Genomic DNA, 22,772 nt, shown 5'->3' with positions numbered 1-22,772 from the left:
CCTTTCGCCGCTCCAGGAGACGCCTGCCGAACCCATCGCCGCGCCGCAAGGCCGTACGGTCATGACCAAGATCTTCGTGACCGGCTTGAAGATCGACGCCGAGATCGGCGTCTACGCCCACGAGAAGGGCCGCGCCCAGCCCCTGGTGGTGGACGTGGAGCTCGACGTCCCGGCCGCCGGGGTCGAGCGCCTGTCGCAGACCGTCAACTACGAGATGATCGGCGAGCACGCCCGCGCCATAGCCGCCGAGGGCCATATCCAGCTGGTCGAGGCCTTCGCCGAACGCCTGGCCCGCGCCTGCCTGTCGGACCCGCGCGTGATGCGCGCCCGGGTGCGGGTGGAAAAGCCCCTGGCGCTCGCGCCGCACGCCATGGCCGCGGGCGTGGAGATCACCGTCGTCCGAGGCTAGTGTGCTGGATCTGTAGTTCGCCCTGGAGTTGGATCGAGCTCTGAGCGAACTCAGATCCAAGAAGCACACTAGAAACATAGGCTTGCTAGTGTCCTTCTCGATTCCGAAGTTCGTCGGAGCCCGCCACTACCGCAGTCGAACTTCGGAATCGGGACACCAGGCCGTGGCGGCCAGCCACAGCGCCCGGCTTTCCCCGATCCAGGCGCAGACGGTCTGGACCCTGGAGGACGGCTGCGTCGTCGAGCGCCGCGGCGGCCAGGTCCGGCGCTTTCCCCTGGCCGAGCTGAAGGGCGTGCGCCGCGCGCAGCGCGGGGCGGTGCTGCTGTTCGGACGTCGCCGCCTGACCATCCCGGCGCTCAGCTATGAAGGGCTTACGCCCCAGGACCGTTCGGCGAGCTTCGAGGCCTTCATCGCTGAGGTGACCGGCGAGGTCCCGGTGCGCCGGGCGCGGGCCTTCGGGCGCGAGCCGGTCTACTGGATCATGGGGCTGATGGGCCTGGGCGCTGCGGCCCTGCTGGTCTTCGCCGCGATGGGCGGGGCCTGGACGCTGGGCGTGGCGCTGGCCGCGCGCCTGGTGTTCGTGCTGATCCTGGCCGCCGCCGTCCTGCCCTGGCTTGACCGTCAGGACGGATGACGAAGAATTAAAGTGGCGCCGAGGCGAAACGGGCCCACATATTTCCTCAGCAACCCAACGAGGAGACCGAATTGAGCCATACCGAAACCACCGTCAGCACGACCGAAGACCGCACGCTTCCGGCTGTGGTCTATGGTCTATACCTGCTGGGCCTGGTGAACGGGCTCACGATCATTATCGGCCTGGTGATCGCTTACGCGAGCCGCGAAAGCGCCGGACCGAAGATGGCCTCGCACTATCAATTTCAGATCAGGACGTTCTGGCTCGCCCTGGTGGCCAGCATCGTCCTGGGCGTCATGACCGGCGTCGGCGTGGTGCTGTCGTTCATCCTGATCGGCATTCCGATCCTGCTGCTGGCTGGCCTGCTCTGGTGCGTGCTGGGGATCTGGTTCGCCGTCCGCTGCATCGTGGGCCTGATCCACCTGTCCAACGGCGACGGCCATCCCCGCCCTGAGGCCCTGCTGGCCTAAGGCCCACACGAAAAAGGCCGCCCTTCCTCGCGGAGGGGCGGCCCAATTCGTCATGCCGGGAGGGTCAGGCGGGCACAAGCTCACGCCGCACCATCTTGGCGTAGTCGTCCATCAGGCCAAGCGAGAGCGCGCCAGGCGTGAAGCTGTACTCGCCGATCTCGGCCACCGGAGTGACCTCGGCCGCCGTGCCGACCACGAAGCACTCTGTGAAGCCCGAAAGCTCCTCGGGCCGGATGTGGCGCTCGACCACCTCGACGCCCTTGCCCTTGGCCAGCGCGATCACCGACTGGCGGGTGATCCCGTTGAGGAAGCAGTCGGGCGTGGGGGTGTGCAGCACCCCGTCCTTGACGAAGAACACGTTCGAGCCGGTGCTCTCGGCGATGTAGCCCCGGTAGTCGAGCATCATCGCGTCGGTATAGCCGGCCTTCTCCGCGGCGTGCTTGGAGATGGTGCAGATCATGTAGAGGCCGGTGGCCTTGGCGTGGACCGGCTCGGTCTCCGGCGACGGGCGCTTGTACCTGGCCCAGGTCATGCGGATGCCCTTGGCGCGTTCCTCCGGCTTGAAATAGCTCGGCCAGTCCCACACCGCGATCGCCACGTGGATCTTGGTCATCTGGGCCGAGACCCCGATCATCTCCGAACCGCGCCAGGCGATCGGACGGATATAGGCGTCGGTCAGCCCGTTCTTGGCGCAGGTGTCCTTGCAGGCCCGGTCGATCTCGGCCACCGTGAACGGGATTTCGAAATCGAGGATCTCGGCCGAATTGAACAGGCGCTCGGTATGCTCCGTGAGCTTGTAGATCTCTCCCCCGTACATCCGCTCGCCTTCGAACACCGCCGAGGCGTAGTGGAGGCCATGGGTCAATACGTGCACCGTCGCCTCGCGCCAGGGCACGAACTGGCCGTCCAGCCAAATCCATCCATCGCGGTCGTCGAAGGGAACCAGAGACATGAGGGAAAGTCCTCCTTTCAATACGGGCTCCTTACAGACTCCCGCGCCGTCCCCGTCAAACAAAATGGGCTTTGCGCTTGATGGCCGCCGCCGATCCTAGGCTAATCCTGCGCGACGAAGAGCTGGATGCGGGGCTTGAGCTGATGATGCTGGCCGAAGCCGCGTTGTGGGCGGGCGTCGACGCCGGGCTGGAGGCCGAGGGCCTCAGCCTGGGTCGGTCCCATTGGCGCGCGGCCTTCCTGCTGAAGCGCCGGCCGGGCGTGGGCGTCCAGGAACTGGCCCACCTCACCAGCCTCTCAAAACAGGCCGCCAGCCGCATCCTCAGCGACCTGGAGGCCAAGGGCCTGGCCGAGAAGGTCGCGGGCGACCTGGACGGCCGCCGGCGCACGGCCAGTCTGACCACGGCGGGCCAGGCCTTCGAAGGCCGGATCGCCGAACGCCTGCGCGGCCAGCTCGCCAGGTCCTATCGCGCGGGCGGCCTGGACGGCGTGGCGGGAACGCGGCGCATCCTGTCGGCCCTGGCCGGGGCGCGGACCAAGACCAGCGGAGGCGGGCTGTGAACGACACCCTCGAGCGGCACCTGCTGGTCGTCGACGACGACGACCGCATCCGCGACCTTCTGAAGGAGTACCTGGCCCGCAACGGGTTCCGGGTGACCGCCGCGCCCGGTGGCGCCGCGGCCCGCCGGCTCATGGAGACCCTCGACTTCGACCTGGCGGTGTTCGACGTGATGATGCCGGGCGAGGACGGGTTCTCGCTGACCAAGTGGCTGCGCGAGCGCAAGGGCACGGCCGGCCGAACGCCGGTGCTGATGCGGACCGCCAAGGGCCTGCCCGAGGACCGCATAGAGGGCCTCAAGCTCGGCGCCGACGACTACCTCGGAAAGCCCTTCGAACCGGAGGAGCTGCTGCTGCGGATCGAGGCCATCCTGCGCCGCGCCCAGAGCCGGCCGCAGAATGGCGCCAACGTCGCGATTTCCCTGGGCCGCTGCCAGTTCGACCTGGAGCGTGGCGAACTCAGCTGCGGCGAGACGCCGATCCGCCTGACCGAGGCCGAGGTCGCCTTGCTCAAGCGCCTGGCTCGCAGTCCGCACGAGCCGGTGGACCGGCTGGAGCTGGCGCGCGAGACCGTCGATCCCTCCGGCCGGGCCGTGGACGTCCAGGTCACCCGCCTGCGCCGCAAGATCGAGGCTGACCCCAAGACCCCGCGCTACCTGCAGACCGTCCGCGGCGTGGGTTACCTGCTGGCGCCCGACTGATGGACATTCCCGGCCTATCCTCATCGCCGGACGCGCCCCGCGCGCCTGCCAGGCGCTCCACCTCCTCTCCCCCCAAACGGCGGGGGGAGAGGAGGAAGCCTCAGGCGCGGGAGGACGAGCGATGAACCTCCGGCTGTTCACGCCTCGGCATTTCCAGCGGCTGATCAAGCGCAGCCTGCCGACCACCCTGTTCGGCCGCTCGCTGCTGATCATCGTCCTGCCCGTGGCGTTGATGCAGATCGCCGTGACCTGGGTGTTCTTCGACGCCCACTGGCAGACGGTGACCAGCCGGCTCTCCGACGGCCTGGCCGGCGACGTGGCCTGGGCGGTGGAGAGTTATCAGGACGACCCCAGCCCGGCGGCCATGGCCCGCCTGTCGGACCGGGCGGAGAAATCGCTCAGCCTGTCGCTCGCCCTCCAGCCCGGCCGCGCCCTGCCGGTCGGGCGGCGCGCCAATCCTTTCGCCGTGGTGGATCGTTCGCTGGAGCAGGCGCTCGCCCAGCGGCTGGACGCGCCCTTCTGGTTCGACACCACCCGCTACCCGGCCTATGTCGACATCCGGGTTCAGGTGAACGAGGGGGTGATCCGCATCCTGGCGCCCCGCGACCGGGCCTTCGCCACCCAGGGCCACATCTTCGTCCTGTGGATGACCGTGGCGACCCTGCTGCTCACCGCCATCGCCATCCTGTTCATCCGCAACCAGACCCGCTCCATCGAACGCCTGGCCTCGGCGGCGGATGATTTCGGCAAGGGGATCGACGCCCCGGCCTTCAAGCCACACGGCGCGCGTGAGGTGCGCCAGGCCGCCCACGCCTTCCTGGCCATGAAGTCGCGCATCCAGCGCCATATCGACCAGCGCACCGCCTTGTTGGCCAGCGTCAGCCACGACCTGCGCACCCCGCTCACCCGTCTGAAACTGGAGCTGGCCCTGGCTGAGCCCGGTCCGCGCAATGCGGAGATGAAACGCGACCTGGCCGAGATGGAGCACATGATCGACGAATACCTCGCCTTCGCCCGCGGGGAGGGCGGCGAGGCCATGGAGACCATCCGGCTGAAGGGCCTGATCGACGAGGTGAGCGAGGGCGCGCTGCGCGCCGGCGCCGAGGTGCGTGTGGCCGCCGACCCGGAGCTCACCGCCAGCGTGCGACCCAACGCCTTGAAGCGCGCCCTGTCGAACCTGGTGATGAACGCCGCCGTCCACGGCGAGCATATCGAGGTGTCGGCCGCCGCCCGGGTGGCCGGCGGGGTGGAGATCACGGTGGACGACGACGGCCCCGGCATCCCGGAGGACCGCTACGAGGACGCCTTCAAGGCCTTCAACCGCCTGGACGACGCCCGCAACCAGAACGACAAGGGGGTGGGGCTGGGTCTGGCCATCGCCCGCGACGTGGCGCGCGGCCACGGCGGCGATGTGACCTTGGACCGCTCGCCCATGGGGGGCCTGCGCGCGGTGGTGCGCTTGCCAGGTTGACGTTCATCGAGAGTTCACAGGCGCAGGGCACAGCTACGCCAAACCTTGGGGAGAGAGTCGCATGAAGCTTGGTCATCTGTTCGCGGGCTTGGCGCTCGCCTCCGTCGCCGGCGCCGCTCAGGCCGCCGATCCCGTGGAAGGCCAGTGGCTGGTCGAGAGCGGAACGGCGAAGATCAAGGTCGCGCCCTGCACGGCCGACAAGGCCAAGATGTGTGGGGTGATCACCTGGGTGAAGGCGCCTGCCGGCGTCACGCCGAAGGACACCAACAATCCGGAGGCCGGCCTGCGCGCCCGTCCCCTGGTCGGCCTGTCGATGATCCGCGACTTCAAGCCCGTCGGGGCCGGAAAGTGGACCGGCGGCAAGATCTACAACCCGTCCAACGGCAAGACCTACGCCTCCAAAATGAGCGCCAATCCGGACGGCACGCTGAAGATCGAGGGCTGCATCGCGGTGATCTGCCAGGCCCAGACCTGGAAGCGAGGGACCTGAGGGCCGCTTAGGTTTCATTTAGGAACGGGGGTCTTGGGAATAGGAACCATTTAGGATGAGGGGCTGATCGCCGGCCCCTAGACAGCGCCTCACGAGGCCGCCCCATCCCTGAGCGGCCCAAATCGCGAGGCGCTCCATGACCAGACACCACCTTCATCGCCAGGGCTTCGCCGCCGTGGCCACGCTCGCCCTGGGACTGTCGGCGCTGACCGCGGCGCCCGCGCACGCACTGGCGACCTTCGGGACCTACGCCGCGGTCTCCGGAGCCGGCTTCTCCATCGACGAGGGCGGATCGGGCCATTTCTCCGCGTCCCGGGCCATCAACCTGGACAACGGCTACTCGGCGATCAGCGCCTATGGGGCCGCCGACCTGGCCGGCGGCAAGCTGCACGCTTCGTCCTTCGGCATGCGCGGCCCCTGTACGCCAAACCCGCCGCTCTCCAGTTGCGATGGGGTGGGCGCCTCATCGCGCGCGGCGATGTGGGACCAGGTCACCTTCCTGCAGAAGGACGGCGGCCCGATCGAGAACATCTCCCTGATCCCGGTCTCCATCGCGATCGACGGCCATTTCGCCGGGTATGGCGCCAGCGCCAGCTACCGCAGCTACTACGGCTATGACGCCAATGTCGACGTCGACAGTCTGGAGTGGATCAGCTTGTCGGAAGGAACGACCGAGAGCCTCGACAACCTCTTCGTGCCCCTCACCGCCGCGCCGATGTTCATCTATATCGAGCTGCGGACGTCCGCCGGCACCAACGGCTCGATCAGCACCTTCTCCCTGGCCGATTTCGGCAACACCCTGCACTTCAACTGGGAGCTGCCCGAAGGCGTCGTGGCGCAGTCGGCGTCCGGCGTGTTCATGACCGATGTTTCCTCGGCCGTGCCGGAACCGGCGACCTGGGCTCTGATGATCGCCGGCTTCGCCCTGACCGGCAGCGCGCTGCGCAGGCGCAACGCCGCCTTCTCCGCCGCCTAGCCCCAAGCCCCCCAAACACGACCGGCCTCAAGCCCCGCTGACGCGGCGGCGGGCGCCGGCCCATGCCCGAAGAGGACCACTCCATGACCAAAATCACCGGAACCACCGGCGCCGACACCCTGACCGGGGGCGTCGACAGCGACATCGTCGAAGGCCTGGGCGGCGACGACATCGTGACCGGCGGCCTGGGCGACACCCTGCTGGCCGGCGGTGCGGGCGCCGACCTCGGCCGGCTCGACTTCTCGGGCGCGGGCGGAAGCCTAAGGTTCGCCGTGGCGGCCAACCTGACGGGCGTTCAGACCCTAGCCGGCGTCCAGGTCTCTGGATTCGAGCGTGTCGAGCTGGTCGGGGGCTCGGCCGGCGACTGGCTGACCGGCGGATCCTTGTCCGACCTGCTCGACGGGCGGGGCGGCAATGACTGGTTGAAGGGCGGGGACGGCGACGACCGCCTGCTGGGCGGTGGCGGCCACGACATCCTCGACGGCGGAGCCGGCGCCGACACCCTGGACGGCGGGGCGGGCTCCGACCAGCTCATCGGTGGGGCTGGCGATGATCTGCTCGTTGCGGCCACCGGCGATGTCTCGGTCGATGGAGGGAGCGGCCGCGACCACGGCCTGCTCGACTTCATGTCCGCCGGCGCGCCGATCAGCTTCTCGATCGCCGCGAACCTTGCCGAGGCCGTGAAAGTCGGCGCGACGCCCATCCGAGGCCTCGAGAGCATCGACTTCTCGGCCGGCCCCGGCGCCGACAACCTGACGGGCGGAGCGTTCTCCGACACGCTGCGCGGCGGGAGCGGCGCCGACGTGCTGGCCGGCGAGGGTGGCGACGACAGCCTCTCGGGCGGTGCGGACGCCGACACCCTGACTGGCGGCGCGGGCGCCGACACGATCGATGGCGGCGCCGGCTTGGACACCGCGCGCTTCAGCGGGCAGCTTAGCGACTATCGCGCCACCCTGCTGGGCGATGGCGAGGTGGCCGTCACGGACCTGCGCGCCGGGGGCGACGGCGCCGACGTCATCCGCGGCGTCGAAAGATTCACCTTCGCCGACCGGACGGTCTCGTTCTCCGAACTGGTGACCGGCGAGCCGAACCACGCCCCGGTCGCCATGGACGACACGGCGACCACCGCCGAGGACGCCGGCCTCAGCCTGTCGCTGCTGGCCAATGACAGCGATCCCGACCTCGGCGACACATTGAAGGTGGTGTCGATCGACACGGCGGGGGTCCAGGGCAGCGTGAGCCTGGGGTCGGACGGGACGATCTTCTACACCGCCACCGCCGCCGTGCAGGCGCTCAACGCCGGCGAAACCTTGACGGAGCACTTTACCTACACCGCGGCCGACATGCAGGGCGCCACGGCGACGGCCGGGGTGACGCTCACGGTCGTCGGCGCCAACGACGACCCGACAGCCTTGGACAACTTCGCCAATCTCGGCGAGGACGGCGCCACGATCGACGTCCTCGCCAATGACTTCGACATCGACGCCGGAGATCAGGTCGCCCTGACCCGCGTGACATCCGGGGTCCGTGGAGCGGCCCGCATCACGGCCGAGGGTACGGTCGTCTACACGCCCGGCGCGGTCGCCCAATCCCTCGCCGAGGGCCAGACCCTCGCGGACAGCTTCACATACACGGTGAGCGACACGGCCGGGGCGACGTCCGAGGCGCGGGTCTCCGTCGTCATTCACGGCGAGAACGACGCCCCGATCGCGACGGCCGACAGCTTCACCATCGCCAAGTCCGGCGTGACGATGCTGGGCGACCTGCTCGGCAACGACATCGACGTGGATCAGGGCGACCACATCTCGCTCAGCGCGATGCAGACGATCTCGGCCAAGGGCGCGACGGTCACCGTCGACGCCCAGGGCCAGTTCGCCTACGACCCCGGCGCGATCTTCGCCGACCTCGCAGCCGGTGCGACGACGAGCGACAGCTTCACCTACGAGATTGTCGACAGCCACGGCGCCGCATCGACGGCGACCGTCGCCCTGACCGTCACCGGCTCCCCGGTCGCCGAGCCGGCGCTAGCGGCTTCAGCCTTCGTCGAGGAGGACGCCTCCAGCGACAACCTCTATCAGTCGGTCCTGGATCTCGCCGAGTTCGTGCTGGGCGAGAGTGTGACCCTGGTCTCCATCGACACGGGCGGGACGCTCGGCTCGGTTTCCCTGGGCGATGACAGCCTGGTCTACACCGCCGATCATCCGTCGCTCGACGCACTCTGGGGCGACCATGGCGGGGACACCCAGTTCCTCTACACGGTGCGCACGGCGGGCGGCGAACTGCACACGGGGGCCGTCCAGGTCACCTTGACCGGCGTGAATGACGCGCCCGAGGCCAGGCCGGACGCGCTGAGCATCGGCGAGGGAGGGTCGAGCGGCAACCTGTGGACCAGCCTGCTGTCGAACGACCTCGACCTCGACGCGGGACAGCGCCTCGATGTCTGGTCCGTCGACACGACCGGAACGGCCGGCCGCGTCACCTTCGACCTGAACGCCCGCAGCCTCGTCTACAACGCCGACACGCCCGCGATCTCATCCCTCGACGCCGGCGAGACGCTGATCGACTCCTTCACCTACACGGTCAGGGACGAGTTGGGCGCTTTCAGCACGACCACGGTCACTGTCACGGTGGCGGGGGCCGATGGCGCGGCGACGGGCTGGGCGGTTTTCTAGCCGCCCAGCTCCTTGGACCGCCGCACCGCAGCGGCGACGGCCTCGCGAAGCAACGGCGCCAGGCCGCTCTCGCCCATCAGGACATCCAGAGCCGCCTGGGTGGTGCCGCCCGGCGAGGTGACCTGGCGGCGCAGCTCCGACGGCTCCTCGCCGCCCTTGGCCATCAGGGCCGCGGCTCCGGCGATGGTGGCCCGGGCCAGGCGCGCGGCGTCGGCCGGCGGCAGGCCGGCCCGGGCGCCGGCGGCCTCCAGGGCCTCGACGAAGGCGTAGAGATAGGCCGGCGCGGAGCCCGACACCGCGGTCGCGGCGTGCAGCAGCTCCTCATCCGCCAGATCCACCACCGTCCCGACCGGGGCGAACAGGGCGTGGGCCCGGGCTCTGGCGGAAGCGCTCGCCGCATAGATACTGGTCGTGCCCTGGCCGATAGCCACCGCCGTGGTGGGCATGACGCGGGCGACCCCGCGGTCGCCGAAGGCCTGGGAGATGTCTTCGGCCCGCACGCCCGCCGCCACCGAGACGATCACCGCGTCGGGGGCCAGGTGCGGCGCGACGACGGCGGCCTCGCGCCAGACTTGCGGCTTCACGGCCAGCAGCACGGTCCTGGCTTCGGAGAGGATCGAATCGGCGGGATTGAGCCGCGCTCCGGCGTCGGCCAAGGCTTGGACGGCGGCGCTCACCTGCGGCTCGCGGATGATCAGGTCGGCGGGCTTGAAGGCCCCGGCCAGGCGCCAGCCTTCGATCAGCGCCCCGCCCATGCGGCCCGCGCCCAGCAGCAGGATCGGCGTCATGGGCTAGCCCTTAGGCCTCGCCGACCGTCTCGAACATGCAGGCGGCGATGGCGTCGGCGGGCGACTTGGCGCCCTTCACCAGGAAGTCGAAGGCCGGGTAGAACCGGTCGGCCGCCTCCATGGCCACGTCGATCATCGCCGCGGCCTGGGCCAGCGTCGGGCGCTCGCCGGTCATCAGGGCCATGGCGTGACGGAAGATGATCTCGCCATCGTCCCACACCTCGAAGTGGCCCAGCCAGACGCGCTGGTTGACCGTGGAGACCAGTTCGAAGGCGGCGGGCCGCTGTTCGGCGGTGACCTGCTGGTCGACGGAGAGGCAGAGCTGCAGGCAGTCGGCCTCGGGCCGCCAGGCGAACCACAGTTCGTAGTCCTTCCAGTCGCCGGCCAGGGTGAAGGCGAGGTCGCCGTCCTCGGTGCGGTCGAACTGCAGGTTTTCGGCCGTCAGAACGTGCTCGACCACATCCAGCGGATCGAGGGCGATCAGGACGTCTTCGTCAGACAGAGGCGTATCCATAAGACCGGCGGTCCTTTCGCATGGGGCTAAGGGGCCCAGCGGGCCCCCGAATCGCCTGCGATCTCGAAACTAATCTGCTTCGCGAGGAGTGCGTCACCGGCTTCTTCATCCGGGCGAGCCACATTCGCGTGTTTGCGTAGGCGTGCGCCGGCCTAATCCTTCTTGGCCGACTTCTTGGCGGCGGGCGCCTTGAGCGAAGCGATCTCGGTCCGCAAGGCGGCGATCTCGGCCTTCAGGGCCTCGAACTCGTCGCGACGGATCAGGTCGAGCTCGGCGGCGAAACGATCGGCCTGGGCGCGAAACGCGGCCTTGGCTTCCTCGCCGGCGGTCTGGGCGAGGCCCATGGCGGCGTTGGTCAGCTTGGCGAATTCGTCCAGGAAGGGGTTCTGGGTCTGCATGGCCTCTATATGGCGCGCCGGGGGATGAAAGCGAAGGGGTTCTCGTCTAAACCCGTTGAAGACCTCACGGAGAACCCCGCCTTGCCGTTCCCGGACTTCGATCCCGTCCTCGTCCAGATCGGGCCGTTCGCCATCCGCTGGTACGCCCTGGCCTATGTGGCGGGCATACTTCTGGGGTGGCGCTATGTCGCATCGCTGATGAGGCGCCAGGAGCTGTGGGCGCCGCGCTCGGCCCCTGCCACCGGCGGCCAGGTCGACGACCTGATCGTTTGGCTGACCCTAGGCATCATCGTCGGCGGGCGGCTGGGACACGTGCTGTTCTACACCCCCTCCCTGATCTGGGAGGATCCGCTGCAGATCCCACAGACCTGGAACGGCGGCATGAGCTTCCACGGCGGGGCGATCGGGGTGCTGGTCGCCGTGTTCGGCTTCTCGCGGGTCAACAAGATCGACATGCTGCGCGTGGGCGACGCGATCTGCGCGGCCAGCCCCTTCGGCCTGTTCTTTGGGCGCATCGCCAACTTCATCAACAGCGAGCTGTGGGGCCGGCCCACCGACGTGCCCTGGGCCGTGGTCTTCCCCAATGGCGGCGTCTTCGCCCGCCATCCCAGCCAGCTCTACGAGGCGGCGTTGGAGGGGGTGGTCCTGTTCATCCTGCTGCGCTGGGCGACCCATCACGCCAAGCTGCTCCGCCGTCGGGGCGTGGTCGCCGGCATCTTCATGCTGGCCTACGCCGTGTTCCGCATGGCGCTGGAGAACGTGCGCGAGCCCGACGCCTACCTGCCCGACTTCCCGCTGGGCCTGACCATGGGGATGATGCTGAGCACGCCCATGGCCCTGTTCGGCGCCTGGCTGATCTGGCGCGGCATGAAGGAGCCGATCCCTGACGCCGCCCCCAGTGAGGCCCCGGCCGCCCCCGCAGCCGGCGAGCCCGCCAAACTCCGGTGAGCCTGCGCGACCGTCTCGCGGCCCAGATCCGCGCCGGCGGTCCGCTGACCGTGGCGCAGTACATGGCCGCCTGCCTCTACGATCCGCAGGACGGCTACTACGCCACGCGCCCAGCGCTGGGCGCGCGCGGCGATTTCATCACCGCGCCCCTGGTCAGCCAGATGTTCGGCGAACTGATCGGCCTGTGGGCCGTCGAGGCCTGGGAGCGGCTGGGCCGTCCTGATCCCGTGCGGCTGGTGGAGATGGGCCCCGGCGACGGCTCGCTGATGAGCGACCTGCTGCGCGCCGCCCGGCTGGCCCCCGCCTTCCTGGCCGCCGCCGACATCTGGCTGGTGGAGGTCTCCGAACCCCTGCGCATGCGCCAGCGCCAGGTGCTGGGCGACCAGGTCTCCTGGGCCCGCACGCTTGAGGACGTCCCGGGCGAGGCGCCGCTGCTGCTGGTCGCCAACGAACTGCTGGACTGCCTGGCCGCCCGGCAATTCGTCCGCACCGAGCGCGGCTGGGCCGAGCGGATGGTGGGGCTGGACGAGGCCGGTGAGCTCGCCTTCGGCCTGACCTCGGCGCCGCTGAACCGCGACGCGCCGCTGGGGGCGATCCTGGAGCATTCCCCGGGCCAGGAGGCCCTGGGCTCGGCGCTGGGCGAGCGCATCGCCCGCGACGGCGGCGCGGCCCTGCTGATCGACTACGGCCGAGCCGTCCCGGGCTTCGGCGACACCCTGCAGGCCCTGCGCGCCCACCGGAAGGAGAGCCCCCTGGCGGCCCCCGGCGAGGCCGACCTCACCGTCCATGCCGACTTCCCCGCCGTCCTGGCCGCCGCCCACGCCCGGGACGCCCAGACCGCCCACATCCTCACCCAGGGCGAGCTGCTGGTCCGCCTGGGAATCGGCTCGCGCGCCGAGGCCCTGGCCCAGGCCCGCCCCGACAAGGCCGAGGAGATCGAGCGGCAGCTGGAGCGGCTGGTCTCCCCAGACCAGATGGGCGAGCTGTTCAAGGCCGCCTGCATCCATTCGCAGGGCTTCACCCCGCCGGGGTTCGAGGCCATGACGTGAGCGGCCTGCCGGTGCTCACCTCGCCGCTGCTGCAGCTGGAGGGCGTGCGCCATGCCTTCTTCACGCGCCAGGGCGGGGTCTCCACGGGCATTTACGAGAGCCTGAACGTCGGCCGCGGCTCGGCCGACGCGCCGGCCGACGTGGTCGAGAACCGCCGCCGCGCCGCCGCCCATTTCGGCGCGCCGGCCCAGGCGCTCAGCACCTGCTACCAGGTCCACTCGGCGGTCGCCCTGGTGGCGGAGGAACCCTGGGGCGACGCCCGTCCCGAAGCCGACGGGGTGGCGACGGCCCAGCCGGGGATCGTCTGCGGCGCCCTGGCCGCCGACTGCGCCCCGATCCTGTTCGCCGACGCCGAGGCCCGAATCGTCGCAGCCGCCCACGCCGGCTGGAAGGGCGCGCTCACCGGGGTCGCCGAGGCCACGGTGGCCAGGATGCGCGAGCTGGGCGCCCGGCGGATCGTCGCGGCTATCGGGCCTTGCATCGGCCCGGCCTCCTACGAGGTCGGGCTGGAGTTCTTGGACCGCTTCGTCGCCGAAGACTCCGCCAACGCCGCGTTCTTCGCCGCTAGCGAGAACCCCGACAAGCGGATGTTCGACCTGCCGGGCTTCGTGCTGAACCGACTGCGCGGCGCGGGCGTGGAGACCTGCGAATGGATCGGGCGCGACACCTGCGCCGAGGAGGCGCTGTTCTTCTCCAACCGCCGGGCCTTCAAACGCGGCGAGCCCGACTTCGGCCGCCTTTTGTCGGCCATCGCGCTGGCTTAGCCCGTCTGGGGTCTTGCCCCCCGGTCGCGGCCTGCTACAAGCCCGCGCATACGAAAGTCCTCGGGGGTCCGATGAAGCTGCTGGCCGGCAACTCCAACCGCACGCTCGCCGAGGCGGTCGCCTCGCACCTCGACCTTCCGCTGACCAAGGCCCAGGTCAAGCGCTTCGCCGACAACGAGGTCTGGGTCACCATCGACGAGAACGTGCGCGGCGAGGATGTCTTCGTCATCCAGTCGACGAGCTACCCCGCTAACGACAACCTGATGGAGCTGCTGATCTGCATCGACGCGCTGAAACGCGCCTCGGCCAAGCGGATCACGGCGGTCATGCCCTATTTCGGCTACGCCCGGCAGGACCGGAAGACGGGGGGCCGCACCCCGATCTCGGCCAAGCTGGTCTCCAACCTGATCACCCGGGCCGGCGCCGACCGGGTCCTGACCATGGATCTGCACTCGGGCCAGATCCAGGGCTTCTTCGACATCCCCACCGACAACCTGCTGTCGGCGCCGATCCTGGCCGCCGACATCAAAGAACACCATTCCAAGACCGCCGAGCTGATGATCGTCTCGCCCGACGTCGGTGGCGTGGTCCGGGCGCTCGCCGTCGCCACCCGGCTGAACGCCGAGCTGGCCATCGTCGACAAGCGCCGGTCGGGCCCGGGCAAGAGCGAGGTCGCCAACATCATCGGCGACGTCTCCGGACGCCGCTGCATCCTGTTCGACGACATGATCGACGGTGGCGGCACCCTGACGAACGCCGCCCAGGCCCTGGTCGACGGCGGGGCCCTGGAGGTCTCGGCCTATGTCACCCATGGCGTCCTGTCGGGCGCGGCGGTCGAGCGGGTGAATTCCTCGATCCTCAAGGAGCTGGTCATGACCGACTCCATCCAGCCGCCGGAACGCGCCACCGAGGGCGGCAAGATCCGCTATGTGAGCTGCGACAAGCTGATCGGCGAGGCCATCCGGCGAATCGCCAACGAAGAATCGGTCTCCAAGCTGTTCGACTAGCGCTCGGCGGCTGTCCGCAGCGGCCAAGCTTGGTGAACGCCAGTTAACGGCGTCGAGTCACATTCTCGCCCGTTCGGCCGTGCTATGTTGGCTCAAGAAAACACCGGGGAAGGCCTAGGATGACTTCCACTCTGCGCGTGGGCCTGACGGTCGCCGCCCTTGCCGCCGCGAGCCTGCTCGCGGCCTGCTCCTCTGAACCCGCGCCGCCTCCGCCGCCGCCTCCGCCGCCGGTTGTCTCGGCGCTGCCGGCCTCGCTGATCGAGCGGGCCAGCGCCTACCGCTACTATGTCGACCACGCCACGGCGATCTCGCCGGCGTTCACGGACGGCGCGGCCGTCGCCGACGCCGTGCGGGTCGGCGTCGCCTATGAACCCAAGCAGCTGATGCAGGGCGCCACGGCCTATGGCGCGGTCGTGGCCCTGGGCGATCCGGCCTTCGTCGCCGGCGTGCGCAGCTACGGGACCACCGCCGACGCGCGGCGCAACATCGCCTACGAGATCATGAAGGACCCGGCCTATGTGGTCGCCCTGACCGGCTCGAACTCGGCCGCCGGCCTGGTCATGGCCGCGCTCGGCGACGACGGGAACCGGTTCTACACCGCCGGCAAGGCGGTGAAGCAGTCGGCCTACGACGTCCAGAAGCAGCCCTGGTCAAAGGCCGAGGTGCCGAATCGCGACGTGCGCCTGCTGCAGGCCAAGTCGCTCTCGACCACGCCGCTGGTGGGCGACGTCGCCCAGACCGTGCGGCTGCAGCAGGCCGCCGCCGGCCTCCAGCCGCTGGGCGTCACCGCCGCCCCGGCCAGCGCGCCCTACACCCCGACCGTGGTCCGCAGCCTGGCGATCGCGGCCCTGGCGGTGCTTGGCCACGCCAGCGACTCCAACATGGAAATCATCAACGCCATGATGGTGGAGCCCAACACCGGCTCCTGCATCAACATGTCCAAGCTGAACCTCTTCCAGTGCCTGGCGGTCTCCAAGCCGCACTACGAGGACGTCTTCTGCCTGGGCCAGCACGCCATGATGGACACGGCCCGCTGCGTGATCAAAGCCTCGGGCCAGGCCGAGCCCTTCGAGCCTCGGTTCGTCCCCGTGGCGCGCACAGCGGCGGAGATGGCCAAGAAGCCCTACAAGACCTCCACCAAAAAGCGTTAGGAATCCGCACCCCGCACCGTTGCAACGGCCGGGAGTTTTGTGTATTTACGCCCACCTTTCGGCCCCAACGGGTCGTTCCGTCGCCGCGCGGGTTTCGCGCGGCGGCTTCGTTTTGAGGCGAAGGCGCCATGGCCGAGATCATCCTGAACGTTGAAGTCCGCGAACGCACCGGTACGGGCGGCGCCCGCGAAGCCCGTCGCTCGGGCATGGTCCCCGGCGTGCTGTACGGCGGCTCCAAGGCGCCCGTGGCCATCGCCGTGAAGTCCAACGAGTTCCGCAAGGCGCTCTATACGGGCAAGCTCCTGGGCCACCTCGTGACCCTGAAGTACGGCAAGGAAAGCCAGCCGGTCATCGCCAAGGCGATCGACATGCACCCGGTCACCGACGAGCCGGTGCACTTCGACCTCTATCGGGTCGACGAGCACCAGAAGATCAAGATCGCGGTCCCGGTCCACTTCAAGAACCACGAGGCCTCGCCGGGCCTCAAGAAGGGCGGCACGATCAATGTGGTGCGCCACGAGGTCGAACTCTCCTGCGCCGCCGACGCGATCCCGGAAGAGCTGGTCTTCGACCTGACCGGCCTGGACATCGGCGACACCATCCGCATCTCGGCCTTCGAACTGCCCAAGGGCGTGACGGCGGCCATGGATCGCGACGTGGTCGTGGCCACCATCGCCGGCTCCTCGGCCTCGGCCTCGGCCGACGCCGCGGCGGACGACGAAGCCGCTTCGGCCGCGTCGACCACCGAGTAGATCAGACGATCTCTTCGTCCTGAGGAGATCGAATGCTCATCCTGTCAGGCCAAGGCAATCCGGGAGCCCGCTATGCGGGCAACCGGCACAATATCGGCTTCATGGCCGTCGATGCGATCGCGCGTCGCTGGCGCTTCGGGCCCGAGCGCTCGAAGTTCGGTTCGTTGATCCGCGAGGGCGAGATCGACGCCGAGGGCGGTCCCGTGCGCGCCCTGACCCTCAAGCCGCAGACCTTCTACAACGAGAGCGGACGCAGCGTCGGCGAGGCGTTGAAGTTCTACAAGCTGACCCCCGCCGACCTCGTGCTGTTCTATGACGAGATCGACCTGGCCCCCGGCCGCTTCCGCATGAAAACCGGCGGCGGCGCGGCGGGCAATAACGGGGTGCGCTCCGTCACCGCCCATGTGGGCCCCGATTTCCGCCGCGCCCGGCTGGGCGTCGGCCACCCGGGCCAGAGCGAACTGGTCCAGGGCCATGTGCTGTCGGACTTCCACAAGGTCGACCAGAACTGGGTGGCCGACCTGCTGGCCGCCATCGCCGACGCCGCCCCCCTGCTGGCCGCCGGCGAGGACGAGAAGTACCAGACCGAGGTCATGCGCCTGGCCCCCGCCGACAAGGCCGACACCCGCCAGGCCCGAAGCCGCGACCCCTAGGACGAGGCTATCCGGATCCATCGCACGGGGATATGATACCGGTGTCATTTCCCGATGAGGTCTCCGATGCTCCGTGTCTCGATCCTGACCGCCGCCCTGCTTCTCACCGGCCAAGCCGCGGCGCAGCCAGTGGCGGCGTCCGCCATCCCCGCCGAGGTGCTGGCCGTGGTGAAGGCGGCCCAGCCCAGCATGACCATCCAGGAAGCCGAGCTGAAGGAACGCGAGGGCCGCCGCTATTACGACGTCGGGGGAACCCTTCCGGGCGGCGCGGAGATCGAACTCGACCTGCTCGAAACCCCGAAGGGCTGGGAAGTGGTCGAGACCCAGCGCGACATCCCCTGGGGCGAAGCGCCCCATCCGGTCCATGCGGCCGCCGCGGCCCCCACCAAGGGCGCCGCCCCCGCCCGCGTCATCGAGAGCAGGCAGAATGACGGGATGATCATCTACGAACTCTTCGCCCCGGGTCAGCCCAAGACCCCGGCGGTGGAGATCTCGTGGAAGGACAGCGTCGCCAAGGTCCTGACCGAGACCTGGCCGCACTAGCTCTTTTGCCCCGGTAGCTTGGGCTGCCGCGCCGGACATGCTAGGTCGCGCCCTCGCATAGGAAACCGGACTCCCCATGGCTCTGAAAGTCGCCATCGTCGGCCTGCCGAACGTCGGCAAGTCGACCCTGTTCAACGCGCTCACCCAGACCGCGGCGGCCCAGGCGGCCAACTACCCGTTCTGCACCATCGAGCCCAATACCGGCGACGTGGCTGTGCCCGAACCGCGCCTGGAGAAGCTGGCGGCGGTCATTCCGTCCAAGGAGATCATCCCCTCGCGGATCAACTTCGTGGACATCGCCGGCCTGGTGCGCGGCGCCTCCAAGGGCGAGGGCCTCGGCAACCAGTTCCTGGCCAATATCCGCGATTGCGACGCCGTTGCCTTCGTGGCCCGCTGCTTCATCGATGACGACATCACCCACGTCGAGGGCAAGGTGGATCCGCTTTCGGACCTGGAGACCATCGAGACCGAACTGATGCTGGCCGACCTGGAGAGCCTGGAAAAGCGGGTCGCCAACCTCGAGAAGCGCGCCAAGGCCGGCGACAAGGAAAGCGCCCAGACCCTGCGCCTGGTGCAACTGGCGCTGGCCGAGCTCAACGCCGGTCGGCCCGCCCGCAAGGCCAAGGTCGCCGCCGAGGACGACAAGGCCTGGCGCATGCTCCAGCTCCTGACCTCCAAGCCCGCGCTCTACGTCTCCAATGTCGACGAGGCCTCCGCCGCCGACGGCAACGAGATGTCGAAGCTGGTGGCCGAGCGCGCGGCGCGCGACGGGGCCGACCATGTGGCCATCTCCGCCCAGATCGAGAGCGAGATCGCCATGCTCGATCCTTCCGAACGCGCGGAGTTCCTGGAGACCCTCGGCCTCACCGAGCCCGGCCTCAACAAGCTGATCCGCGAGGCCTATCACCTGCTGGGCCTGCAGACCTATTTCACGGTCGGCCCCAAGGAAGCGCGCGCCTGGACCATCCACAAGGGCGACACCGCCCCGCAGGCGGCCGGCGTGATCCACACCGACTTCGAGAAGGGCTTCATCCGCGCCGAGACCATCGCCTTTGACGACTATGTCCGGCTGAACGGCGAAGCCGGCGCCCGCGACGCCGGCAAGCTGCGCGCCGAGGGCAAGGAATACGTCGTCCAAGACGGCGACGTGATGAACTTCCGCTTCAACGTCTGACCCACGCCCCCTAGCTTAGGGGAAACGGGAGAGACGCATGGGCGAGACCATCACCCTCGAGGGCGCGGACGGGTTCGCATTCTCGGCCTATCACGAGCAGCCGTTCACGCCGCGCAAGGGCGGGGTGATCGTGATCCAGGAGATCTTCGGCATCGACCGCCACGTGCGCGCCGACGTCGAGCGCTGGGCCAAGGCCGGCTACGAGGCCATTGCGCCCGCCCTCTACGACCGCCGCGAACGCGACTTCGTCTCCGCCCACGATCCGGACGGGATCGCCGCGGGCGTGGCCCATGCGCGGGCGACACCCCTGGACCAGGCCCTGGCCGACATCGCCGCCTGCCGCGACTTCCTGAGCGCGCGCGGCAAGGTCTGCGTGGTGGGCTATTGCTACGGCGGGTCGCTCACCTGGCTGGCGGCGGGCAAGGTCGAGGGCCTGGCCGCGGCGTCCAGCTATTACGGCAGCCTGGTGGCCGCCAACGCCGCCCTGAAGCCGCTCTGCCCGACCATCATCCATCTCGGCCACACAGACCCCGGCATCAAGGCCGACGAGGTCGAGAAGGCGGTGCATGAGCACCACCCCGAGGTGCCGGTCTATATCTACGAAGGCGCCGGCCACGGCTTCAACAATGAGAGCCCCGAACGCTACGCCGAGGAGGCCGCCGACCTCGCCCGCGCCCGGACCCGCGAACTGTTCGAAAGCGCCTGAGGATGGGCGAGACCATCAAGCTCAAGAGCGGCTTCGACGGCTTCGAGCTGGGCGCCTATCACGTTCAACCCGGCGACGCGCGGCGCGGCGGGCTGGTGCTGATCCAGGAGATCTTCGGGGTCACCGACCATATCCGCGAACTGGCCGACAGCTTCGCGGACGAGGGCTACGAGGTGATCGCGCCCTCGCTCTACGATCGTCTGGAGCCGGGCTTCGAGGCCGACTACAGCCAGGAGGCCGTCGCCAAGGGGGTGAGGTACTCGCAGGAGACCCCGTGGGACCAGGTGGCCGGCGACCTGCAGGCGGCGGTGGACGCGCTCAAGCCTCCCGTGTTCGTTACCGGCTTCTGCTGGGGCGGGGCGGCGACCTGGCTGGCCGCCTGCCGCTGCACCGGGCTTTCGGCCGCCTCGGCCTTCTACGGGCGGCGGATCAGCGAGCAGAAGGACGAGACCCCCAAGGTCCCGATCATCCTGCATTTCGGCAAGACCGACGCCTCGATCCCGCCGGTTCGGATTGACGAGATCGCCGCGGCCCATCCCGACATCCCGATCCACATGTACGACGCCGGCCACGGCTTCGTGTCCGACCGGCGCGCGGACTACGACGCCGACTGCGCGCGGCTGGCCCGCCTAAGGACACTGGCCCTGTTCGCCAACAACGGCGGCGGGCGCAGCTCGGTCTAGGAGGTCGGTTCTTCGATCAGCTTGCGGATCGGCGGCTGCAACTCCAGCACCCGGACCAGGATCGCCTGGGCCGCCAGGATGCCGATGCCCGCCGCGTAGCCGGAGAAGACTCCCGCCGGATAGCGACCGCCATGGGCCACCGCCCCCACCTGCCAGTAGATGAACAGGGCCGCGCCCGCGAGCAGGCCGACGCCCGTGATCACCGAGACCGGGCTCTGGCCGAAGCCCGCCTGGAAGCTCAGCCAGACATAGCGGGCCAGCATCCGCTTCATCCAGGGCACGACCAGCGGCAGGACCAGCGAGGGAATCAGGAACACGGCGGGCCAAACGAGGGTGCGCTGGGCGATCAGGTCCGTCCCGCCGGGCAAGACCTGGAAGGCGTTGACCACCGCACCCGCATAGATCAGCGACGCGGCGGCGAGCGCCACGTCCTGCATACGCTTGAAATCCCGCCAAGGGCGAATGAAGGCCATCCCCGAAAACTTAGCGGTTCGATGGGGCAGGCGTAAGGCGTGTTCCCACGCCGCGCGCCTTGGCTATGCTCGCGAGGCTCCTGAGTCTCGGACCTTCATGACACCCGCCGCCCTCGCCACGGCCGCCACGCTGATCGCCCTGGCCCCGGCCGGAGCCCACGCCGGCGAGGTCGCCTGCATCTATGAGCGCGGGGTGGTGGTGATCCCGGCCTCGGTGGCCGGGATGGCAGGGGACTACATCCTCGACACCGGCTCGCCCGACACCCAGCTCCACGACACCAAGGCCCAGATGGCGGGCCTCACCGGGACGGGCGTGCTCGCCCGGGTGCTGATGGCGGGCCTGGCCTTGCGCGACCGGCCCGTCGCGGTGGTCGACCTAGACGCCCGCGCCGCGGCCTTCCCCACTCCGATCGCGGGCGTGATCGGCGCCGACCTGCTCGCGCCCTATGTGGTCGATATCAGTTTCAACCCCTGCCGGGTGGCTATCCGCCGACCGCGCTACGCTGGCCGCTTCCGGGCGATGGCGGTGCTGCCGATGGGCGCGGCGGGCGTCGCCTCGGTCCGGGCGGCGGTGGCCGATGGCCCGCACGCCTATGCCGGCGAGATGGTGCTGTCGACCGGCGCGGACGCACCCTTGCGGATGTACCAGAAGGTGGCGGTCGCCGCCGGGACCTCTCAGCCCGACACCCTGCTGCCCTATGGCGAGCGCCGCGCGACCCTGCGGGCCCTGTCGCTGGGCGGAGCGCTGTTCGAGAACGTGCCGGCCGGGTTGCTGGCAGACGGCGACGGCGCCCGCCTGGGGGTGATCGGTGCGCCGCTGCTGGCCCACTGGCGGATGCGTTTCGATTTCCCGCGCCGGCGGGTGCTGCTGGGGAAGCCGAGGCGCTAACGAAAAAGGCCCCGGAAAACCGGGGCCTCAATCGTCTCATCGGAAAGACCTCGCCTAGTGGGCGACGTTCTTCCAGACCCGGCGGTAGCTCCAGTAGAGCAGGCCGGTGAAGATCAGCAGATAGGCCATGGCGGCCAGGCCGAACTCCTTGCGCTCCTGCATCTTGGGCTCGGCGGCCCAGGCCAGGAAGGCGGCGACGTCCTTGGCCTGCTGGTCCATCGTCGACGGCGAGCCGTCGTCGAAGGTCACCTTGCCCGGCGCCAGCGGCGGGGCCATGGCGAGCACGCCGCCCGGCGGCACGTGATGCGGATCGGCCGAGGCCGAGGTCAGGTCGCCGGGGAAGAACTTGTTGTAGTACTGGCCGGGCGCGACGGTCAGGCCCTTGGGCGGGTTCACGTAGCCCGAGCCGACCAGCGAATAGATGTAATGGGCGCCGTGGTGACGGGCCTTGGCGATCACCGACAGGTCGGGCGGCAGGGCCCCGCTGTTCGACGCCCGGGCAGCCGGCTCGTTCGGGAACGGGTTCGGGAACCGGTCGGCCGAGGTGCCGGGACGCTGGACGACGTCGCCGGTCTCGGAGTCGATGTCGTTGATCTGGTACTCGGCGGCGATCGCCTTCACGTACGGGTTGTCGTTCGAGTTCGGGTACTTCTCGTCGTAGAACGGGCCGTTCTTGTCGCCGAGGTTGCGGAACGACAGCAGGCTCATCGCGTGGCAGGCCGAGCAGACCTCGCGATAGACCTTGTAGCCGCGTTGCAGCTGGGCCTGGTCGAACGTGCCGAACGGACCCTCGAAGCTGAACACCGTTTCCTTCAGGGGCGCGGGCGCGGGGCCCGAGGCGAGGGCGGCGGGCGCAGCCAGGACAGCCAGCCCAAACGCCGCGAGCGCGATACCTTTACGCAGCATCTTAGGCTCAACCCCTCTTTTCAGGCGAAGCCGCGGCGCCGG

27 protein-coding genes are annotated in these 22,772 nt (G+C 69.4%); 21 read left to right on the top strand and 6 right to left on the bottom strand.

Annotated elements, in window-relative coordinates:
* The 3 genes from folB to Q8Q88_RS13320 all read left to right on the top strand — a co-directional run.
* On the top strand, positions 1-409 hold a 409-nt coding region (gene folB / locus Q8Q88_RS13330; protein WP_371129860.1), incomplete at its 5' end, for a dihydroneopterin aldolase.
* A gap of 163 nt (positions 410-572) precedes the next feature.
* Entirely contained in the window at positions 573-1,043 is a 471-nt protein-coding gene (locus Q8Q88_RS13325; protein WP_305675675.1) for a hypothetical protein, read from the top strand.
* Between the two features lie 71 nt (positions 1,044-1,114).
* Positions 1,115-1,513, top strand: coding sequence for a hypothetical protein (locus tag Q8Q88_RS13320; protein ID WP_305675674.1), 399 nt, complete (start codon positions 1,115-1,117; stop codon positions 1,511-1,513).
* Positions 1,514-1,577: 64 nt separating this feature from the next.
* On the opposite strand, the gene Q8Q88_RS13315 is transcribed toward Q8Q88_RS13320, so the two are convergent.
* Positions 1,578-2,465, bottom strand: coding sequence for a branched-chain amino acid aminotransferase (locus tag Q8Q88_RS13315; RefSeq protein ID WP_305675673.1), 888 nt, complete (start codon positions 2,463-2,465; stop codon positions 1,578-1,580).
* Between the two features lie 80 nt (positions 2,466-2,545).
* On the opposite strand from Q8Q88_RS13315, the gene Q8Q88_RS13310 reads away from it, so the two are divergent.
* From Q8Q88_RS13310 to Q8Q88_RS13285, 6 genes are all read left to right on the top strand, one after another.
* On the top strand, positions 2,546-3,025 hold the full coding sequence (locus tag Q8Q88_RS13310) for a MarR family winged helix-turn-helix transcriptional regulator (protein ID WP_305675672.1): 480 nt from the start codon (positions 2,546-2,548) through the stop codon (positions 3,023-3,025).
* Complete coding sequence (locus tag Q8Q88_RS13305) at positions 3,022-3,723, top strand: response regulator (protein WP_305675671.1); 702 nt, start codon at positions 3,022-3,024, stop codon at positions 3,721-3,723. Before Q8Q88_RS13310 ends, Q8Q88_RS13305 begins: the two co-directional genes overlap by 4 nt.
* 121 nt (positions 3,724-3,844) lie before the next feature.
* Complete coding sequence (locus Q8Q88_RS13300; RefSeq protein ID WP_305675670.1) at positions 3,845-5,194, top strand: ATP-binding protein; 1,350 nt, start codon at positions 3,845-3,847, stop codon at positions 5,192-5,194.
* A gap of 61 nt (positions 5,195-5,255) precedes the next feature.
* Positions 5,256-5,684, top strand: a complete 429-nt coding sequence (locus Q8Q88_RS13295) for a DUF2147 domain-containing protein (RefSeq protein ID WP_305675669.1) — start codon at positions 5,256-5,258, stop codon at positions 5,682-5,684.
* 136 nt (positions 5,685-5,820) lie between these two features.
* Positions 5,821-6,660 carry a PEPxxWA-CTERM sorting domain-containing protein gene (locus Q8Q88_RS13290; protein ID WP_305675668.1) on the top strand — a complete coding sequence of 280 codons (840 nt, stop codon included), beginning with the start codon at positions 5,821-5,823 and terminating at the stop codon, positions 6,658-6,660.
* Positions 6,661-6,743: 83 nt separating this feature from the next.
* A complete protein-coding gene (locus Q8Q88_RS13285; protein ID WP_305675667.1) occupies positions 6,744-9,332 on the top strand; it encodes an Ig-like domain-containing protein in 2,589 nt (862 codons plus the stop codon).
* Here the strand turns inward: Q8Q88_RS13285 and proC are convergent.
* From proC to Q8Q88_RS13270, 3 genes are all read right to left on the bottom strand, one after another.
* A complete protein-coding gene (proC, locus tag Q8Q88_RS13280; RefSeq protein ID WP_305675666.1) occupies positions 9,329-10,120 on the bottom strand; it encodes a pyrroline-5-carboxylate reductase in 792 nt (263 codons plus the stop codon). The genes Q8Q88_RS13285 and proC overlap by 4 nt on opposite strands.
* Positions 10,121-10,130: 10 nt before the next feature.
* A complete protein-coding gene (locus tag Q8Q88_RS13275) occupies positions 10,131-10,634 on the bottom strand; it encodes a YbjN domain-containing protein (RefSeq protein ID WP_305675665.1) in 504 nt (167 codons plus the stop codon).
* A 152-nt stretch (positions 10,635-10,786) separates the two neighbouring features.
* A complete protein-coding gene (locus Q8Q88_RS13270; RefSeq protein WP_305675664.1) occupies positions 10,787-11,032 on the bottom strand; it encodes an accessory factor UbiK family protein in 246 nt (81 codons plus the stop codon).
* An 81-nt stretch (positions 11,033-11,113) separates the two neighbouring features.
* Between Q8Q88_RS13270 and lgt the strand changes: the two genes are divergently transcribed.
* The 11 genes from lgt (at position 11,114) to Q8Q88_RS13215 (ending at position 20,462) form a co-directional block, all read left to right on the top strand.
* Complete coding sequence (gene lgt / locus Q8Q88_RS13265) at positions 11,114-11,980, top strand: prolipoprotein diacylglyceryl transferase (protein WP_305675663.1); 867 nt, start codon at positions 11,114-11,116, stop codon at positions 11,978-11,980.
* The gene (locus tag Q8Q88_RS13260) at positions 11,977-13,029 is read left to right on the top strand and encodes a class I SAM-dependent methyltransferase (RefSeq protein WP_305675662.1); all 1,053 of its coding nucleotides are present in this window, start codon (positions 11,977-11,979) and stop codon (positions 13,027-13,029) included. The genes lgt and Q8Q88_RS13260 overlap by 4 nt, the downstream gene beginning before the upstream one ends.
* Positions 13,026-13,793: a peptidoglycan editing factor PgeF gene (gene pgeF / locus Q8Q88_RS13255; protein ID WP_305675661.1), complete on the top strand. Its 768-nt coding sequence runs from the start codon at positions 13,026-13,028 to the stop codon at positions 13,791-13,793. The genes Q8Q88_RS13260 and pgeF overlap by 4 nt, the downstream gene beginning before the upstream one ends.
* A gap of 71 nt (positions 13,794-13,864) precedes the next feature.
* Entirely contained in the window at positions 13,865-14,800 is a 936-nt protein-coding gene (locus Q8Q88_RS13250; RefSeq protein WP_305675660.1) for a ribose-phosphate pyrophosphokinase, read from the top strand.
* A 119-nt stretch (positions 14,801-14,919) separates the two neighbouring features.
* A complete protein-coding gene (locus Q8Q88_RS13245; RefSeq protein WP_305675659.1) occupies positions 14,920-15,951 on the top strand; it encodes a hypothetical protein in 1,032 nt (343 codons plus the stop codon).
* 128 nt (positions 15,952-16,079) lie between these two features.
* Positions 16,080-16,703 carry a 50S ribosomal protein L25/general stress protein Ctc gene (locus tag Q8Q88_RS13240; protein ID WP_305675658.1) on the top strand — a complete coding sequence of 208 codons (624 nt, stop codon included), beginning with the start codon at positions 16,080-16,082 and terminating at the stop codon, positions 16,701-16,703.
* 32 nt (positions 16,704-16,735) lie between these two features.
* A complete protein-coding gene (pth, locus tag Q8Q88_RS13235) occupies positions 16,736-17,356 on the top strand; it encodes an aminoacyl-tRNA hydrolase (protein WP_305675657.1) in 621 nt (206 codons plus the stop codon).
* Positions 17,357-17,422: 66 nt separating this feature from the next.
* Entirely contained in the window at positions 17,423-17,899 is a 477-nt protein-coding gene (locus Q8Q88_RS13230; protein WP_305675656.1) for a hypothetical protein, read from the top strand.
* 76 nt (positions 17,900-17,975) lie between these two features.
* The gene (gene ychF, locus Q8Q88_RS13225) at positions 17,976-19,073 is read left to right on the top strand and encodes a redox-regulated ATPase YchF (protein ID WP_305675655.1); all 1,098 of its coding nucleotides are present in this window, start codon (positions 17,976-17,978) and stop codon (positions 19,071-19,073) included.
* Between the two features lie 37 nt (positions 19,074-19,110).
* On the top strand, positions 19,111-19,779 hold the full coding sequence (locus Q8Q88_RS13220) for a dienelactone hydrolase family protein (protein WP_305675654.1): 669 nt from the start codon (positions 19,111-19,113) through the stop codon (positions 19,777-19,779).
* Positions 19,780-19,781: 2 nt separating this feature from the next.
* Positions 19,782-20,462 (top strand): dienelactone hydrolase family protein, encoded by a 681-nt coding sequence (locus Q8Q88_RS13215; RefSeq protein WP_305675653.1) that lies wholly within the window; start codon positions 19,782-19,784, stop codon positions 20,460-20,462.
* Here the strand turns inward: Q8Q88_RS13215 and Q8Q88_RS13210 are convergent.
* A complete protein-coding gene (locus tag Q8Q88_RS13210) occupies positions 20,459-20,899 on the bottom strand; it encodes a hypothetical protein (RefSeq protein ID WP_305675652.1) in 441 nt (146 codons plus the stop codon). The two genes, Q8Q88_RS13215 and Q8Q88_RS13210, sit on opposite strands and share 4 nt — an antisense overlap.
* A 133-nt stretch (positions 20,900-21,032) precedes the next feature.
* On the opposite strand from Q8Q88_RS13210, the gene Q8Q88_RS13205 reads away from it, so the two are divergent.
* On the top strand, positions 21,033-21,824 hold the full coding sequence (locus tag Q8Q88_RS13205; RefSeq protein ID WP_305675651.1) for a hypothetical protein: 792 nt from the start codon (positions 21,033-21,035) through the stop codon (positions 21,822-21,824).
* 54 nt (positions 21,825-21,878) lie between these two features.
* Here Q8Q88_RS13205 and Q8Q88_RS13200 read toward each other — a convergent pair whose 3' ends face one another.
* Positions 21,879-22,730: a cytochrome c1 gene (locus Q8Q88_RS13200; protein WP_305675650.1), complete on the bottom strand. Its 852-nt coding sequence runs from the start codon at positions 22,728-22,730 to the stop codon at positions 21,879-21,881.
* Between the last annotated feature and the right edge of the window lie 42 nt (positions 22,731-22,772).

The sequence above is a fragment of the Phenylobacterium sp. genome, from assembly GCF_030697925.1.
Taxonomy (GTDB): Bacteria; Pseudomonadota; Alphaproteobacteria; order Caulobacterales; family Caulobacteraceae; genus Phenylobacterium.
This window is presented reverse-complemented; position numbering and strand designations above follow the sequence as displayed.